General features: G+C 30.1%; 19 protein-coding genes. 3 read left to right on the top strand and 16 right to left on the bottom strand.

The genetic code is table 11. The features are described from left to right. Nucleotides 1-113: 113 nt before the first annotated feature. Nucleotides 114-602, top strand: coding sequence for a type II secretion system protein (locus CHHT_RS00340; RefSeq protein ID WP_034963042.1), 489 nt, complete (start codon nucleotides 114-116; stop codon nucleotides 600-602). 159 nt (nucleotides 603-761) lie between these two features. Here the strand turns inward: CHHT_RS00340 and CHHT_RS00335 are convergent, their stop codons facing one another. The 4 genes from CHHT_RS00335 to CHHT_RS00320 all read right to left on the bottom strand — a co-directional run bounded on the left by CHHT_RS00335 (nucleotide 762) and on the right by CHHT_RS00320 (nucleotide 5245). After that, nucleotides 762-1433 (bottom strand): anaerobic ribonucleoside-triphosphate reductase activating protein, encoded by a 672-nt coding sequence (locus CHHT_RS00335; RefSeq protein WP_034963041.1) that lies wholly within the window; start codon nucleotides 1431-1433, stop codon nucleotides 762-764. After that, complete coding sequence (nrdD, locus tag CHHT_RS00330; protein WP_034963039.1) at nucleotides 1427-1588, bottom strand: anaerobic ribonucleoside-triphosphate reductase; 162 nt, start codon at nucleotides 1586-1588, stop codon at nucleotides 1427-1429. The genes CHHT_RS00335 and nrdD overlap by 7 nt, the downstream gene beginning before the upstream one ends. Before the next feature lie 10 nt (nucleotides 1589-1598). Next, on the bottom strand, nucleotides 1599-2963 hold the full coding sequence (locus CHHT_RS00325) for a nicotinate phosphoribosyltransferase (RefSeq protein ID WP_034963037.1): 1365 nt from the start codon (nucleotides 2961-2963) through the stop codon (nucleotides 1599-1601). Between the two features lie 212 nt (nucleotides 2964-3175). Further along, nucleotides 3176-5245: a ribonucleoside triphosphate reductase gene (locus tag CHHT_RS00320; RefSeq protein WP_034963033.1), complete on the bottom strand. Its 2070-nt coding sequence runs from the start codon at nucleotides 5243-5245 to the stop codon at nucleotides 3176-3178. Nucleotides 5246-5582: 337 nt separating this feature from the next. Between CHHT_RS00320 and CHHT_RS00315 the strand changes: the two genes are divergently transcribed. Both CHHT_RS00315 and CHHT_RS09270 read left to right on the top strand, forming a co-directional pair. Continuing rightward, complete coding sequence (locus tag CHHT_RS00315; protein ID WP_034963031.1) at nucleotides 5583-6518, top strand: sugar transferase; 936 nt, start codon at nucleotides 5583-5585, stop codon at nucleotides 6516-6518. A 217-nt stretch (nucleotides 6519-6735) separates the two neighbouring features. Then, nucleotides 6736-6984: a hypothetical protein gene (locus CHHT_RS09270; protein ID WP_159428483.1), complete on the top strand. Its 249-nt coding sequence runs from the start codon at nucleotides 6736-6738 to the stop codon at nucleotides 6982-6984. Nucleotides 6985-7078: 94 nt separating this feature from the next. On the opposite strand, the gene CHHT_RS00305 is transcribed toward CHHT_RS09270, so the two are convergent. The 12 genes from CHHT_RS00305 to rfbF all read right to left on the bottom strand — a co-directional run bounded on the left by CHHT_RS00305 (nucleotide 7079) and on the right by rfbF (nucleotide 17194). Next, nucleotides 7079-7378, bottom strand: coding sequence for a hypothetical protein (locus CHHT_RS00305; RefSeq protein WP_141079412.1), 300 nt, complete (start codon nucleotides 7376-7378; stop codon nucleotides 7079-7081). A 440-nt stretch (nucleotides 7379-7818) separates the two neighbouring features. After that, entirely contained in the window at nucleotides 7819-8877 is a 1059-nt protein-coding gene (locus tag CHHT_RS00300; protein WP_051663773.1) for a glycosyltransferase, read from the bottom strand. 11 nt (nucleotides 8878-8888) lie between these two features. After that, a complete protein-coding gene (locus tag CHHT_RS00295) occupies nucleotides 8889-9716 on the bottom strand; it encodes a glycosyltransferase family 2 protein (RefSeq protein ID WP_034963025.1) in 828 nt (275 codons plus the stop codon). Continuing rightward, nucleotides 9709-10464 (bottom strand): polysaccharide deacetylase family protein, encoded by a 756-nt coding sequence (locus CHHT_RS00290; RefSeq protein ID WP_034963023.1) that lies wholly within the window; start codon nucleotides 10462-10464, stop codon nucleotides 9709-9711. Before CHHT_RS00290 ends, CHHT_RS00295 begins: the two co-directional genes overlap by 8 nt. Then, complete coding sequence (locus CHHT_RS00285; RefSeq protein ID WP_034963022.1) at nucleotides 10461-11417, bottom strand: lipid II:glycine glycyltransferase FemX; 957 nt, start codon at nucleotides 11415-11417, stop codon at nucleotides 10461-10463. The genes CHHT_RS00290 and CHHT_RS00285 overlap by 4 nt, the downstream gene beginning before the upstream one ends. Beyond that, nucleotides 11411-12412, bottom strand: a complete 1002-nt coding sequence (locus tag CHHT_RS00280) for a DegT/DnrJ/EryC1/StrS family aminotransferase (protein WP_034963021.1) — start codon at nucleotides 12410-12412, stop codon at nucleotides 11411-11413. The genes CHHT_RS00285 and CHHT_RS00280 overlap by 7 nt, the downstream gene beginning before the upstream one ends. Nucleotide 12413: 1 nt before the next feature. Next, a complete protein-coding gene (locus CHHT_RS00275) occupies nucleotides 12414-13109 on the bottom strand; it encodes a class I SAM-dependent methyltransferase (protein ID WP_064019575.1) in 696 nt (231 codons plus the stop codon). A 1-nt stretch (nucleotide 13110) separates the two neighbouring features. Then, on the bottom strand, nucleotides 13111-14004 hold the full coding sequence (locus CHHT_RS00270) for a glycosyltransferase family 2 protein (protein WP_051663772.1): 894 nt from the start codon (nucleotides 14002-14004) through the stop codon (nucleotides 13111-13113). Continuing rightward, nucleotides 14004-14939: an NAD-dependent epimerase/dehydratase family protein gene (locus CHHT_RS00265; protein WP_034963016.1), complete on the bottom strand. Its 936-nt coding sequence runs from the start codon at nucleotides 14937-14939 to the stop codon at nucleotides 14004-14006. The genes CHHT_RS00270 and CHHT_RS00265 overlap by 1 nt, the downstream gene beginning before the upstream one ends. Beyond that, complete coding sequence (locus CHHT_RS00260) at nucleotides 14929-15336, bottom strand: WxcM-like domain-containing protein (protein ID WP_034963014.1); 408 nt, start codon at nucleotides 15334-15336, stop codon at nucleotides 14929-14931. The genes CHHT_RS00265 and CHHT_RS00260 overlap by 11 nt, the downstream gene beginning before the upstream one ends. Then, entirely contained in the window at nucleotides 15324-16421 is a 1098-nt protein-coding gene (gene rfbG, locus CHHT_RS00255; RefSeq protein ID WP_034963012.1) for a CDP-glucose 4,6-dehydratase, read from the bottom strand. The genes CHHT_RS00260 and rfbG overlap by 13 nt, the downstream gene beginning before the upstream one ends. Then, nucleotides 16421-17194 (bottom strand): glucose-1-phosphate cytidylyltransferase, encoded by a 774-nt coding sequence (gene rfbF / locus CHHT_RS00250; protein WP_034963011.1) that lies wholly within the window; start codon nucleotides 17192-17194, stop codon nucleotides 16421-16423. Before rfbF ends, rfbG begins: the two co-directional genes overlap by 1 nt. Nucleotides 17195-17200 lie beyond the last annotated feature (6 nt).

Genomic DNA, 17200 nt, shown 5'->3' with positions numbered 1-17200 from the left:
AAAATACTATGAAACTAAATTTAATTTAAAAAACTACTTTTTTTAAATTAAATTTATAATATATTTATTTTTATTTATTAAACTTTCGCTAGATAGATCAAGGAGATCTCATTATGAAAAAAGCTTTTACTATGATAGAGCTTGTCTTTGTTATCGTTATACTCGGTATTTTAGCAAGTCTTGCTGTGCCAAAACTAGCCGCTACAAAAACAGACGCTGACGTGGCAAAAATAGTGGTCGAAATGAAAAATATATTTGATAAAATCGCAGCTTCATACGTCTCAAATCCTGAATTATCAGCAGAATTAGCCAAAACATCTGGCACTACTGATAATTTTGTTGCCATAATGTCAGTAATCGTAGGCGATCCTACGCTAAAAGATATTAAAGCTCTTCAAAAGATAAACGATCAATATCCTTGGCTTAATCAGTGTTTTATCATGACGTATGAAAATGAAGCTTTAAAAATTCAAAAATCACAAGATGCATCTAATCTTTGCACCACTCTCCACGCTCATCCAACAGTAAAAGAGTGGATGACAAACGGCATAAAACTTGGCGGAAATAGACTTTTTAACGAGACGAATAACGATAAGAAATAAATTTTTATGGCTTTAATTTAGCCATAAAAATTTGCTTTTTGTATGAATTTATTTTGCAAATTTAACTTTTTAAATTTCTTTATAAATTTAAATTTTACGACAAAATTATCAGCTAAAATAATATAAATTCAAAAAATTTAAAACTTAAATCAGATAAAATCAAAAATTTCTAAGCACAATGCTTAAATTTGAGTTTATCAAATTTGGATCAAATTTAGCTTTTGGTTTTTGTAAATTTCCTAAATTTAGAGCTTCAAAAAAGTTTTGTAGATAGTAAGCTTGGCGATATCCGTTTTGCTCTAAAACTTTTGCCATATCGCTGATATCATTTTCGTTTAGTATATCTGCGTGGATAGTCGTTCTACACTCAAATTTAGCTCTGTTTTTTAGTAAAATTTGAAGTGTTTTTATAAATTTATCATATAAATTTGACGCGGTGATCGTTTCAAATTTAGCCTTTGGAGCTTTAAAATCAAGCGATATAAAATCGATCAAACTCAAATTTTCTTCTATAATCTCAGGATTGCTTCCATTCGTATCGACTTTGGTTTTATATCCAAGATCTTTAGCGAGCTTCAAAACATCACTAAAATGCAAACTTTTAGTGCATTCCCCACCGCTTAAAACTACCGCACTTAAAAGGTTTTGGCGTGAATTTAAAAACTCGCTTAGATAATGCATATCGAACTTGCCCTCGCCCAAAACTATATCTTTGTTGTAGCAATAAACGCAGCGCATATTGCACTTTGCAAACCACACCAAGCAAGCTAGCTCATCAGGATAATCAATAACGCTAAAAGGCGTGATATCGTAGATAAATTTGTCTAGCATTTAGTAGGTTCTAAAAACTTGACTCTCTCTTTATGCTCACCTTGTTTGCCAAGATTAAAACTCTCAACTGGTCTGTGATAACCCATAACTCTGGTATAAACCACGCATTTTGTACGTTTGTCTTTAAATTTTGTTAGTAGCTCTTCTTTTTTCATATCTTCTCCTTTAATCAAATTCCTTAACCCTAGCTCTGATATCATCAAAGCTTACTTTACTTAGGATCTTGCCATCTTTAAAAACTGGTTTGAGCTTATTTTCTTCTTTTTTTAGCTCATTTAATCGCACTGTTTTAAACAAATTTCCTTTTCTTACTAGTGCAAGACGTCCGGATTTTGAGCGTTTTGAAGGATCTGTTATAGGATCTTTTTTCACATCTATCCAATGCTCACCGTCTTTTGATACCGCATTTGCTTTCATAGCAAATCTAAGAGTATCACGGTTAAGGTGTTGCAAAAGCGCCCCGCCCATACCAAAAACGATATTATCCGCACTTATCTTTCTAAGTTTTAGCTCGTTTAAAATATCGACTAAACTTTGCGGGTTTATACCATCTCCATAAATCAGCCTAACGTGATTTGGAAGTACGCGATAACCCTTTTGATTTACGCTAAACCCTGCTATATCCATCATCTTTTCTAAACACTCGCTAGCCATTGTTACTGGATTTCCACTGTCTGGGCGAAGTACGACGCGACCGCCCTTAGCTTTTACTTCATCAAATAATCTTCCCCAAAGATCTATCGCATTTAACGTATCGTAGCTATCTATCACACAAGCAAAAATTCCACTACTAAATTTATCCACCATATTTTTATAAGCTTCATTTTCACGCTCTTTCCCCCAAGTAGTCATCGTACTATGCTCACTTGCTGGGATACTAAATGCCGCCATATCAGCGTCATAGTATTTTTTTGCAAATACAGCACCTGTAATTGTATCAGAACCTTTGAAATTTACCATATGAGCGCTTCCACCAATTCCAGCACTCTCAAAGCTACTCACGCCGCGCGCACCAAAATCATGCAAACAAAAGTCGATAAGCTCAGGAGTTCCAGTCTCATTTAAAAACTGCAAAATATTTTGCTTGCAGAAATAACTATTCGTAGCCACGGCAACTGGATACCAAATAGCCCTTAAAATAGCCGTCTCAAGGTAACCTACTAGCCAAGGAAGTTTTGGATCAGTATTTCGTATCTGCAATAACACATTATCAGTTTGTACTATACTGCCTTCTTTTACCGCTTCTATCTCGAGCGGAAGTGCGCCGCCGTGCTCATCTACGATGTATCGCCAACCATCTTCATTAAACGAAAGTCCGTGAGCCTTTATAAAATCCTTTGCTTCTTCTATATCTTCATATGTGATTTTTTTGATTAGATACTCCATCAAAAACATTTGTAAGCCGTAAAATAGCACCCTATTCCACCTACCGCCGCGAGATTCTATGTAAGAACTTACGTAATTCACGTCTTTTGGGTACTGAAGATAGTGCGAAATTTTGTAGCTATCCGTATTTAAGATCAAATTCATATACATTTTACCTTTAAATTTTCTGGCGATTTTATCAAAAAAGGGCTTAAATTTGATAATTTAAATTTAAAAACGCTTTTGCAACGCATTAAAAGCAGATCTAGCTCGAAAACGTATTTTAGGGTGAGTTTTACACCTAAACCCTGATCACCCAAACGCACTAAAGCGCTAGGGCAATGATTTATCTCTATAAAAAGCACCAAAAAGATAAGTCAAGCTAAACTCAAAATCTCCTCATCACATTTTGGACAATACTCATGCTCACCTGCGATATATCCGTGTTTTGGACATACACTAAATACAGGGGTTATCGTGATATATGGAAGCTTATAGTTTTCTACTATATTTTTTACAAGTTTTTTGCAAGCCGAGACGCTACTTAGTCTTTCATTCATATACAAGTGAAAAACCGTTCCGCCCGTGTAGCTGCTTTGAAGCTCATCTTGCAAATTTAAACTATGAAACGGATCGTTGCTGAAATTTGCTGGAAGCTGAGTCGAGTTCGTATAATAGACTTTTTCATCAAATCCCGCTTGGATAATGTCTGGGTAGCGTTTTTTATCTTCTTTAGCAAAGCGATAAGTCGTTCCCTCAGCCGGAGTTGCCTCAAGGTTATATAAATTTCCAGTAGCTCCTTGAAACTCTATCATCTTAGCTCTTAGATACTCTATAAGCTCTTTTGCAAACTCTATGCCAAATTTAGTAGTTATATTTTCCTTATCATTCGTAAAATTTCGTATCATCTCGTTTGCACCATTTATTCCGATAGTGCTAAAATGGTTATTGAACGTTTTAAGATACCGTGCGGTGTATGGATAAAGACCTCTTTCATACATCTCATTTATAAATTTGCGCTTCTTTTCAAGTGTGCTTTTTGCTAGTTCTAAAAGCTCATCAAGTCTTGCATAAAGAGCTTTTTTGTCATTTTTAAAAAGATATCCAAGCCTCGCTAGGTTTATCGTCACTACGCCGATGCTTCCTGTCATCTCGGCACTTCCAAAAAGCCCTCCGCCGCGCTTTAAAAGCTCACGTAAGTCAAGCTGCAGCCTACAGCACATAGAACGAACAGCGCCTGGTTTATAGGCTTTTTCATTTGGAATGCGGTTGCCAAACTCATCTTTCACGTATTGAGATCCGATGAAATTTTGAAAATAGCTAGAGCCCATTTTAGCGGTATTTTCAAAGAGCTTAGTAGCGACCTTACTATCCCAGTCAAAATCTTCGGTGATATTTACAGTCGGTATAGGAAACGTAAATGGCTGAGAACACTTATCACCCTGCGTGAGTATCTCGTAAAAAGCGATATTTATCCTATCCATTTCGGGTTTAAAATCACCGTAAGTCATATCTTTCAGATTTGAACGACCACGTTTTTTACACTCAGCTTCCAACTCTTCATCGCTTAAATTTGCAAATAAATGAATGTCGTTTTTAGTAGGAATTTGTCCTTTTAAATCACTTGGAGGAACAATATCGATGGTAACGTTCGTAAATGGACTTTGACCCCAACGAGCAGGAACGTTTAAGTTAAATATAAAGCTAGTAAGAGCTTTTTTGATCTCTTTATCGCTAAGTTTATCTTTAAAAACATAAGGTGCAAGATATGTGTCAAAACTGCTAAATGCTTGCGCTCCTGCCCATTCGCTTTGTAAAATCCCTAGAAAATTCGCCATTTGATATAAAGCTTCTCTAAAATGATTTGGCGCCCTACTCTCGACTCTTCCTCTTACACCATTAAATCCTTCATTTAGCAAAGCTCTAAGACTCCAACCAGCGCAGTATCCAGTCAAACAATCAAGGTCGTGTATGTGATAATCGCCATTTCTATGAGCTGCGCCCTCATGATCATTATAAACAGCGTCTAGCCAATAGTTTGCGATGACTTTTCCAGCTGTGTTGTTTATAAGTCCAGCATTTGAATAGCTCGTATTTGAGTTTGCCATAATACGCCAATCAGATTTTCCGATATACTCTTCTATGGTTTGAGTCGAGTTTATATAAGTTGTGCGCTCATCAAGCTCTCCGCCACGCTGCATAGTATGAGTATGTCTATAAAGCATAAAGCTTCGCATCACGCTAAAATCGCCACTATCAAAGAGTGCTTTTTCTATGATATCTTGTATTTCTTCGACGCTCATTTTATCTTTAACACAAGATGTTACACATTTTATAAGCTCTAAATTCGGCTCTTTATTTACACTTTCATAAGCTTTTGTTATCGCGCTTTCTATCTTATAGCTCTCGTAATCTTGCAAACTTCCATCACGTTTAATTATCTTCAAATTTAATCCTTTTGTGGTCTGGAATTATATCTCTTTTGAAGTTTTACAAAGCTTAAGAAATACAATTACAAAAATGTTACTAATGATATCTAATATCAATTAAAAATAAATTTGTAGTTATATTTTAAGATTTATGCTATCAAATTTAATGGTAAAATCATAATCCTAAGGATGAATTTATAAATATTATTTAATAAAAACTTAAATCATATAATTAAATTATTTATATAATTTCTACTCACATTCTCATAGCGATAGGGCTATAAAATTTAAATTATATTTTTGTTTAACATTGTTTTTGTTATACTTAAATTTAAACAAAAATTGAGGTATAGTTTTGATAGTACTTGGTAGAAAATACAAATTTACGGATGAAGAACTTAGAAAACTAGGTAAAAAATTTAAAACTATCAACATAGTAAGGTATCGCAACAGATCAGAAGATGAGGTTCTAGAAGAGCTACAAAGCATAGCAGGAGAAGAGTATTTTGACACTTTGGTTTTAAATACGACTGCAACTGTTGGTAGCAATATAATAAAATATCTAACGACTTTACAATTTCAAAAAAGAAAAAAGCCTTTAAAGATCATAACTATCGAAGATTTTATGGAGAAATATCTCTATAAATGCTACATCCCTGATGATAATAGCGATCTTGCGTTTTTAAGCAAAATCAAGCCGTTTAACAAATTTGAATATTATGTGAAACGTATAGTAGATTATGCTGGAATTTTTATACTTTTTACATTTTCTTGGCCAATAATGATATATGCTAGATATAAGATAAAAAATGAATCTCCTGGAGCTAGCATATTTAAACAACTTAGAGTTGGTTTAAATAATAAAGAATTCTTTTGTATTAAATTTAGATCAATGAGACTAGATGCCGAAGCTAATGGAGCTAAATTTGCAAGCAAAAATGATGATAGAATATTTAAATGGGGAAATATTATGAGACAAACTCGCATTGATGAATTACCCCAAATATTAAATGTATTTAAAGGAGATATGCACCTAATTGGTCCAAGACCTGAGAGAAAAGTATGGACAGATAAATTTGAACAAGTCATTCCATACTATAATGAACGCCACCTTGTACGTCCTGGCATCACAGGCTGGGCGCAAGTCATGTACCCATACGGCGCAAATACTGATGATGCAAAACAAAAACTAATGTATGATCTCTACTACATCAAACACTGGTCGATTTGGCTAGAACTTAAAGTCATCTACAAGACTATTGTCGTCGTGCTAGGAAAAAAGGGAATTTGAGCCGTCTAAAAACGACTTTTAATCTTACTTTACTAATTTTGAATCCAAAATAGGCACAGATAGGACAAATAAATTTTCTAAGATGATATTTGACTTCTCGTCCATCTCACAGCCTCTAAGTCTCATCCTTAAAAAAGACGTTCTGCTAGTACTTGGTCCTATGCTAAGGCATTCGTTTAGATCGTTACGCCTTGATCTACTGCTGAAGTTGCGGATTGTGAGGTATAATAGAAACGAACTTAAATATCTGCGAAGTGTTGTAAAAACCTTTGTATCATCAAATGGATTAGTTTGTTTGAACCATGGACTAGATCACTTTGTAGCGTTTCTAAATGTAGGCAAATTTTGCTTAAAAAATTTATTTTCATTAAGAAGAAGCGCTAGAATGCTTTGGTTAGTTGATTTTGTTGGTGTTGAGCCAAGCCTTAGTGGATCGGTGTCGGTTGAATCCTCCATATTTTGCTAATGGTTAATATATTATGTATTTCATTATTGATTCTTTTAAAGCTTATTTATAGTATTCTAATGAGAATTTATTTATGATTAATTAATAGAAAAAATTAATCTATTTTTTTATAATTTTCTAGATCAAATATACTACCCTTAATCTCATAAGCATCAGTTCCAAAAAACTTATTTAGCCTACTTAATTTTGCATAAAAAATTGCTTTAAGTACCATGGATCTATCGTTATTAGTTTTGGTTGGATCCATCTCTTTAGTAGAGCATCCTCTATCTAAAGACAAGCATACTATTGCCGAAAGATCGGCATTTGACATAAGTTTATTCAAAATTTCAAATTTATGACTTTCATCAAAATCTTTTACCATAAGCAAAGCTGACAAACCAGCCTTATCCATAGTTTTTTCTGAAAATGGTAATTGTGGTACTATATCATGAAAATTGTTATGTTTTTCAGCTATAAACCATCCATAGTCACTTACTAGAACTATTTTTGTATTATTATAAATACCACGCTTTTTAAGATTTTTTTATCGTTGATTTAACAGTATTTAGTAGATATATGCTTTCATATTTATAAGTAGCATTCTTCTAGACTGTCATCTGGTTTTGCAAGATTTGGATTATGTGGTTTAGTAAAGCGTATGTATTTAAGACGTTTATGATTTGCACTATCATTTAGCTCCCTACTAATATTTTTTATAAAAAATATTATTTTTTTATAATTATTTATGATAGCCCAACATATATTCCTATACATATATTTCTTCCAATAAATAATGATTACATTGTAATATAGATAAATTTATCAAAGCCAAAAAAATAACTTTTTTATTCATTAACTATTATTCTTGACTTTATACTTCTTAAGTATATTATTATAATATTCTAAATAAATATTTTTATCCAATTCTAGATTAAACCTACTATCAAATATTTCTTTGGATTTTTTTCCCAATAAACCTAAATTTCTAATAGATAATGCAATTGCATCTGCGATACTCTTTACGTTATTTTCTACTAAAAAACCATTATCGTCTATAAGTTCTGAACATCCGCCAACATTACTAACTATGATAGGCATCGAACAACACATAGCTTCCAAGGCCGCTAATGGAATACCTTCACTATCTGAAATCAAAGCAAAAATATCATATGAACCATAATCATCAAATGAATCTATATTTCCATGAAAAAAAACATTTTTATACTTATTTTTTTCCAAATCTTTTCTTAAAACACCATCTCCAATAATATGGAGTTCAATATTGCTTAAATTTTTAGTAGCCTCTATCAATAAATCAATTCTTTTAGGAGCAACTAATCTAGCTACCGTTACTATCCTTATAATATTATTTATTTTTATTGGCTTATTTATGAGCTTAATAGGATAAATTTTATTAGTAATTAATTGCAATTTGGACTTATCGACACCTATTATATACTGAGCATTTTCAAAATCTTTTTTTGAAATACAAAGAATTGAATCACTAATTTTTGAAAGTTGTTTTTCTATAAAAACATATAATAGTTTTAATTTGCCACCATTATAAATAGAAGACCAACCATGACTTACATATATAACTTTTATTTTTTTATTTAATAATTTAATTAGTCTTGAGTATATACCAGCATTAGCAGAGCTTGATACCACCAAGTTAATGTTGTTATCTATAATAAATTTATTTAACTTTAACAAATATATAAAAGATAGTCTTTTTAATATAAGATTATTTAAAAATTTATTTTTAACTTTTACGTTTTTAGAAAGCCATCCATTTTCATCTGTAGCTAAAAAAACATTAAAGTCTTTTGAGCATATCTCAATTTGTTCTTTTGTCCATTTCTGAGCACCACCATTTTCGGATTTTGTTACCATAAATAAAATATTTTTCATATCAAACGCATTTATTTATTCATAAGCATATTTAAAATAATTCGCCTTAAATATTTTAGCTTAGAAAACGCGTAAGCTAAAATCAGCATTATTTTGCTAGTTATTTTAATATTGCTTGATTTTAATAAATTTTTATAACCAAATTCGACGCCGCGCTGCATATTTTTTAAATTTATGCTTAAACAATTTTTATCAGATGATATATAGTCATGCTTAAAAGTATAGGTTAGTGGTAATAAAATTTTTATGCCAGGATTATCATAAGTAATTCTTTGCCATAAATTATAATCTTCAGAATATCTCATTTTTTCATTAAACAGATAGTTTTTTAAGCTATTATGTAATACGACACTAGGCGTCGCAAAAGGAGATACAAACAAAATTCCAGGCCATTTGATGCGTTTTATGGGTATATTATCTAAATTTAATATTTTTTTATCCTGATTTGCTTTTAGCATTTTTTTATCAATTACTTGATGTATCGTGCCAGATATTTTTACATTATATTTTTTCATAGATTTAATTTGTATTTCTAACTTTTGTGGATGCCAATCATCATCACTATCTAGAAATGCCATATATTCTCCAGTGGATTTTTTTATCCCAATATTTCTTGAATACGAAGGTCCCATATTTTTACCATTATGATAAAGCTCGATATTTGATATTTCTATTTGCTTAATAAAATTATATAGTATATCATACGTAGCGTCAATGCTACAATCATCTATTAAAATAACTTGTTTGCAATATTTAGCCAAATTTAATACTTTTAACTTTAATTCCTCTATAATCATAATATTATTATAAATAGGCATTATAACAGAAACATCAATCAAAAATACTCCTTAAATTTAAATAGTCGTAATATCCATTTACTTTTTTATTTAACTCATTTTCCGTATCGCTTGCAATAATTTCAATTCGTTTTAATTTTTTTTTGTCACAACCTATTTTATTTATACCTATATTACTAGTTGTAATAATTTCATATAAACTATTTGCGATTTCTCTAGTTGTGTTATTATAATCGCCGTATGGATATGAAAAATTAATTACTTGTTTTTGAATTATATCTTCTAACTTCTTCTTTGAGTCATTTAGCTCATTAAACTGTTTATTTTTAGGTAGAGTCGATAAATGGACATGATTCATTGAATGCGTTCCTAGTGTACACAAAGCGGACTTTGATATATCTATTAAATCCTGTTTTGACAGATACATACTTTTGTCAATAAATCCCGTTGCTATATAAATTGTATATGGTATTTTATATTTTTCTAAAATTTCTATTCCAATTAAATTATCTTTATAACCGTCATCTATTGTGATAGAAACACTATTTTTACTCAATTCATTATCTAACGTATTGTGATTTAAAGGCAAGACATCATAATTATTATATAAAAATATTAAATGTTTTTCAAATATTTTTGGATCAATACTTATGCCATAAGTATCATGCTTTAATTTGCTACCAAATGCATGATATATCAAAATCCGGTTACCGATTGGCTTTGTATAACGGTAATATGCATTGTAATAAGCAACTCCAATAATACTCTTTATTTTTTGTTTTATATTCATAGATATATCCTATTAATCAAAAAAGACAGTAAATTAGAATTTGAAATTTCCCATTCTCCCAAATAATAACACACATCACCACCAAAACCTAATTTAAACTTATTAACCCCAAAAGCATTCTTATCAAATGGAGTAATACCCATAAAATCAAACTCTTTTATATCTTTTAGAACTAAAAAATCAAAAATATTATATATCATAAAATATGCAGCATAATTTTTACGACCACTTTCATTTGACGCTGCTAGATAATAATAAGCTTTATTTTTATAAAATAAAATAGCCGAACCACAAATTAAATTTGAATTTCGAAAAATTCCGAAAAATTTCAAATTATCGCCAAATGCAGATTTTAATAAATTAATTTTATCTAGTGAAATTGTAATTTTAGGCATTTGTTTTGCTTGCGTCATTTCATTGTGTAATATTATAAAACTTTGTAAACCAATTTCAGAAAAAGTAAGATTATTTTTACAAGATTGTTTAAAATAATATCTATGATTTGAGCTAAATTTAGTATAAAAATCAGAACTTAAATGGTGAATAATTGAAAAATTACTATTTATATATTTTTTTGATTCAAAAAGAACTTGATTAAACTCGAAATATTTTAAATCTTCGAAATGCTCAAAAAAGCTAAATCTATTATAAAAAAAATGATATTTTGATAAATATTTTTTTAGCGTATCAATAATTAAAGATAAATTTGAAAAATTCGTATAATTTATTCCAGAATTACTCCAGCCAACAAAAACTCCAAATTTAATCTTGTAAAATAGTTGCACAATGCCTAAAAAATTGCCACTTTTAAAAAATGCTAAACGTTCAACTTTCCAATTAGTATTTTTTTTATATTCTCCCCATTCAAAAGTAGAGAAAACACTATCATTTTGTGTTTTATAAAGTAAATCGTTCCACAAATTTGGCTCATAAATTTTTCTAATTTCTACCATAAAAATGGTACCACCTTTACATTTTTATAAAATTTAGGGGATTTATCAGTTATTTCATCTGGTAAATCTGGCCAAGGCAAAACAAACAAGCCTTTTAAATATAAATACCTTTGAAATTGTCTATATCTACCATTATCAATAAATGCAAATTCAAAAGGCACAGTAAAATCATTTAATTGATAAATTGGCTCTATTTCAAATAATTTAGCATATTTACAAACTTTAAAATACAAATTTCTTCTTCTATTTATCTCAAAAATTATGTCAATATCAATATTCATATCTTTTAGTTTTGGTGTTAAATTTGATTGATTTGGCATATTTTCTTCACTCTTCAAATCTGGTAATGGTATAGCATTTCCTGATTTCAAATATCTGATAAACCGTCTTAATAAAACTATAAAAATACCAAAAGAACTCAATATAAGACATTTTTTTAGTTTGCATTTATTATTATATTTTAAATCTTCGCTACTTGTTTTACATATTGCACTTTGAAAATTTAAATCTTTAAATTTTGGATTGTTTATTAATACAGCTCCTCCATTTGGTAAAAATATTGTTTTACGAATACTTAGCAATCCTATATCCCCCCTTGTGCCAAGCAGCCGTTCATTCTCGTCCCTGCTTAAAAATCCATGAGCATTATCTTCTATTATAATAGAATTGAACACTGATTTGTATTTTTCAAATATAGACAAATTTGCCGCAAAGCCAAAATAATTAACCATTAAAATAGCATCGCATCTTATATCTTTTAAAATAGGATTTAGTTTGATATCTAAATCATAAAAATAATATTTAATACCTAAAGTATTGATAGGAGCTAACATATCTCGGCATATAAAAGATGGGATATATATACTTTTAATATTCAATGTTTTTAAGGTTTCTAAAAATGCATATCTTGCATAAGGGTAGAGATAAATTTTAAAATCTTTATAAATTTCATTTAAATTTACTCTACCTGATTTTTGCAATTTAAATATAGACATTTTACTTCTTTTTAAATAATATTATATATATCTTAGCCCAACCTTTTCTAGATTTATAGGCAATTAATGGATATAGTAAAATTTCAAGTATCTTATAGCTAATCTTTCCAAAAATAAATTTATTAAATTTCCTAAGAATAAATTCATAATATTTTTGACTAACCAAAATATCACCCTGATTTTTTATGACTTTTCTTATTAGATCATAGTTCATACAGTCTGGATAAGAAACATCACTTCCTACAAGCATAAATACCCCCCCCCGTTTAAGACTATGTACTATATTTGAAATGATATTTTTCTGATCTGTAAATGCATTTACTCTAGTTATAATATAAACTTCTCTAGAAAATATAAAATCATAACTATTTGGTTTATTAAATTTACTCATATCACCTTGAATGATATTTAAATGAGGATTGTGTTTTTTAGCCACATCAAGTGCATCATTGCTATATTCTAAGCCGGTTATATCAAAGCCGTGATTTTTGAATTCATTTGTCAAATACCCAGCACCGCACCCTAAATCTATACATTTGTTTTGAGCAGGTAGATGAAATTTATAAAAATTAAGGATTTTTTGATATCCATTCACAAAGTTTTTTGCATTATCTTTATCAATGGTATGAGAATATATATTACCACTCTTGTAACCTAAATGTTCTTTAGCGTGAGCTATTTTTGAAAAAGCGTTCAAATTATTTCCTTATGTTAAAAATTGCAAACAACAAAGATATATATTTCTTTAAACTAAAAGGATAATCTTTTATAGAATTAAACAAAAATTTTATGGCCTTTTTCCTGTTGCCTGATATCTGATATGCCCTACCTTTATAATAATCTATCCTAGCCGCATGCTTCTTTTTTAACTTTTGCTTATTTAAAATATCCAATTCATCTATGTGATTTAAAACCAACGTTTTTAAATTATTATTTATTAATTCTATATGTCCAGACATGTTATTACTAGAAATACAAAAAGCACCAAGAATTTCTTTAATGAAATAAAATTTGCCTAATTTTGAAAGTCTCATCCATAAATCATAATCTTCTACGGCAAAATAATCCATCCTTTCATCAAAACATCCAACTTCAATTAATTTATCTTTTCTGACGACCATAGCAGATGTGGAAAGATTATTTCCTTTAAACAATAATTGATAATACATATTATTATTGTCCAAATCATCGCCATGATAAAGTATTGAATTATGTTTGCCATCTATCATTTTATCTTCGTAATGACTAACTGCTATTATATCTTGATGTTTTTTAATGATATTAAAGACACTTTCTAATTTATTACCATACCAATAATCATCAGAATCCAAAAAAGCCACCCATTGCCCGATGGCATTTTTTATACCAGTATTCCTACTACCAGCTGGCGATCCGGTATTTTCTTGCCATATATATTTAACTCTTGAATCTATATTTATATATTTTTCAACAACGGATTTAGTATTGTCCGTAGAACCATTATCTACTACTATAAGTTCAAAATCATTAAAAGTTTGAGCCAAAACGGATTTAATTGAAATATCAATTTCTTTTTGTCTATTATAAGTAGGTATTATAACCGAAAATTGCATTAAATCTCCAATAAATCAAATATTTTATTGATAGTTTCATTAATCCTATCATTGGTCTGAAAGTTGATTACTTTTTTAATTTTATCATTTTTTACAGAAATATCACCATAAATAGCTTTATCATTACTGTTTTTTATAATATCTATTTTTTTACTATATCTATTTTCGTAAATAAATTTAACAATATTGGCTAATTCAATAACCGTATACACACCATTTTGTGCTGAAGATAAATTATAAATTTCATTTGTAGGATTTATTTTCAGTAGTTTCAAAACAGTATCACACACATCGCCCATATAAATAAAATCTCTTTTAACCATACCATTTGTGTTCAAAATAATTTTTTGTTCTTTAAATGCATTTAAAACTAAGTTATTAAGAACCAAATACCATTTATTGGTATTTTTATCCATAGGCACTCCGTAACTATTTGTAAGTCTTAAAATAGTATAAGGTATGCTGTGGTTATAAAAAAACTGTTTAACATAATACTCGCCAAATAAATGGGTTGCAGCATAATCATTTTTTGGTTTTGGCTCAGTTTCTTCTGTTATCACACCACTCAAACAGCCATAAACATGAAAGGTACTAAAATAAATAAAATGTTTAATATTTTTTTGAGCCAATACTTCAAGAATATTTCTAGTTCCTAGCGTATTTATTTGTAAGGCTGCTTGCGGATAATCTTCTAAAAAATGTTCATTAAAACTAGCGCAATGTATGCAATAATCAAAATTTATCAAATCTAGCTTGTCTTTTAAGCTAGATTTATCTGCAATATCACATTCAATTATTTGGTATTTGGTATTTGGTATTTGGTATTTTACATATCTTGTTAAAATATATATTTCATATCCTTGATTTGCTAAATTAGCAGTTATCCAACTACCTAAATTACCGAGTCCGCCAGTGATTAGTACTTTACCACTCATATTTTATCTTATCCAAATCTACATTTACGGCCTCATTTGGATCATGCTCTATACTCGCCAAATTAAGTAGCATATTATACTCTCCAATACCCCTAAAAGCCATCCATAAATTTGGTGATACGGTTAGTCTTTGATAGTTATTTTTAGATAGCTTTACACTAAAAAAATCTTTATTTTTCTCATTATAAATAATAAATTCGATCTCACCGATTGGTACAATCAAATTTAAAGTCATTTTTGTGTGCTTTTTCCAGCCTTTTATTTTATTTTGATCGATAGTAGAAAAATAAGCCTCACCAAACCCTAAATATCCAATATCACTGTTTTTCATAGCATGAAATATGTTGCCTTTGGGATTATAAATTTGCTTTAATGGCGTTAAAATTACTCCGTCCATTTCAAGCCCTTTACAACCGCTGATTTCTCATATTCACAAATTTGTGATAGCGTAAAATCTAGCATATTACAGTTTTTATTATAAAAATCGTAATACCATTCACTCGTAAATTTGATAGTTTCTTTATAGTCCAAATTTGCTTGCCATTTTAGATAAAATAGTGCTTTATCGCAATTCAATTTTAATAATCCAGCTTCATGAAATTTAATATTATCAGTAATCCTATATGCATCACTTGGGCTTTTAAAATGCCAATATTTGCTTAGATCTTTTAATAACTCTTCTACATTATGGTTTTGTTCTGCTCTAGGGCCAAAGTTAAAAGCTTCTCCATTCAAATAGCCATCATTGTATAGCGCTTGACCTAAATTTAAATAACCACTAAGCGGCTCCAATACATGCTGCCAAGGTCTAGTTGACCTAGGAGATCTGATCTCAACTGGCTTAGCATTACTCCAAGAAAGCATACAATCCACTACTATTCTATCCTTTGCCCAGTCTCCGCCACCTATGACATTTCCTGCTCTAGCAATAGCTAATTTGATTTTTTTATGATTTTTAAAAAATGAATTAAAATATGATTTTATAATTAGTTCGGCAGCTCCTTTTGAACCACTATAAACATCTTTTCCGCCCATTTTATCATCTTCTTTATATCCCCAAACCTGCTCTACATTATCATAGGCCTTATCGCTAGTTATTATTATAGCTGTACATATATGATCTAATAACCTTAAAGCTTCTAGTAGATTTGCAGTTCCCATAGCATTTGATGATATAGTTTCTATTGGGTTTTCATATGATAAAGACACTATAGGTTGCGCAGCTAAATGAAATATAAAATCAGGTTTTTCAAAAGACACTATTTCGATCATTTTATCTAAATTTCTAATATCTTCTTGATAAAATTTAATTTTATCTTTTAGATTTAGCCTATCAAACATAGATGGCTCAGTTGGTATATCTTTTGACAACCCAACAACCTTTGCACCGAGTTTTAAGAGCCAAATTGTAAGCCAACTTCCCTTGAATCCAGTGTTGCCTGTTATCAACACCTTTTTATCTTTATAAACATTACCAAACATTACCAAACTTTCCAAGGAGCGTTTTTATTATTCCACATTTCATTTAATTTAATTTTATCCCTAAGAGTATCCATGGGCATCCAAAATCCATTGTGTTTATATGTATATATCTCTCCATCTTTTGCCAAATTCATCAAAGGGGCTTGTTCAAACACAATATCATCTCCATCTCCTATATACTCAAAAACTCTTGGTTCGCATACGAAAAATCCTGCATTTATCCAACTACCATCACCCTTAGGCTTTTCTTTAAATTCCAGTACTTGATTATTACCAGCTAGATTCAAAGCCCCAAATCTACCATCAGGCTGAGCAGAAGTCATGGTCACAGACTTACCGTGAGATCTGTGAAACTCTATAAGTTTATTTATATCTATATCGCTCACACCATCACCATAAGTAAGCATAAATGGCTCATTCCCAATAAATTTATGTGCTTTTTTGATCCTAGCACCAGTCATAGAATTTAAGCCAGTGTCTAAAAGTGTTACTTTCCATGGTTCACTAGAATTATTTAGAATTTCCATTTTATTGTTGCATAAATCTATAGTTACGTCACTTCTATGCAAAAAATAGTTTGCAAAATACTCTTTTATATAGTATCCCTTATAGCCAAGCAATACGACAAAATCATTAAAACCATAATGAGAATATATTTTCATTATATGCCAAAGTATAGGTCTACTGCCTATTTCCACCATTGGTTTTGGTCTTATATCTGTTTCTTCACTGAGCCTTGTTCCAAATCCACCTGCTAGTAATAGCACTTTCATAGTAAT

Source organism: Campylobacter hyointestinalis subsp. hyointestinalis, from assembly GCF_013372145.1.
GTDB classification, from domain to species: Bacteria; Campylobacterota; Campylobacteria; order Campylobacterales; family Campylobacteraceae; genus Campylobacter; species Campylobacter hyointestinalis.
This window is presented reverse-complemented; position numbering and strand designations above follow the sequence as displayed.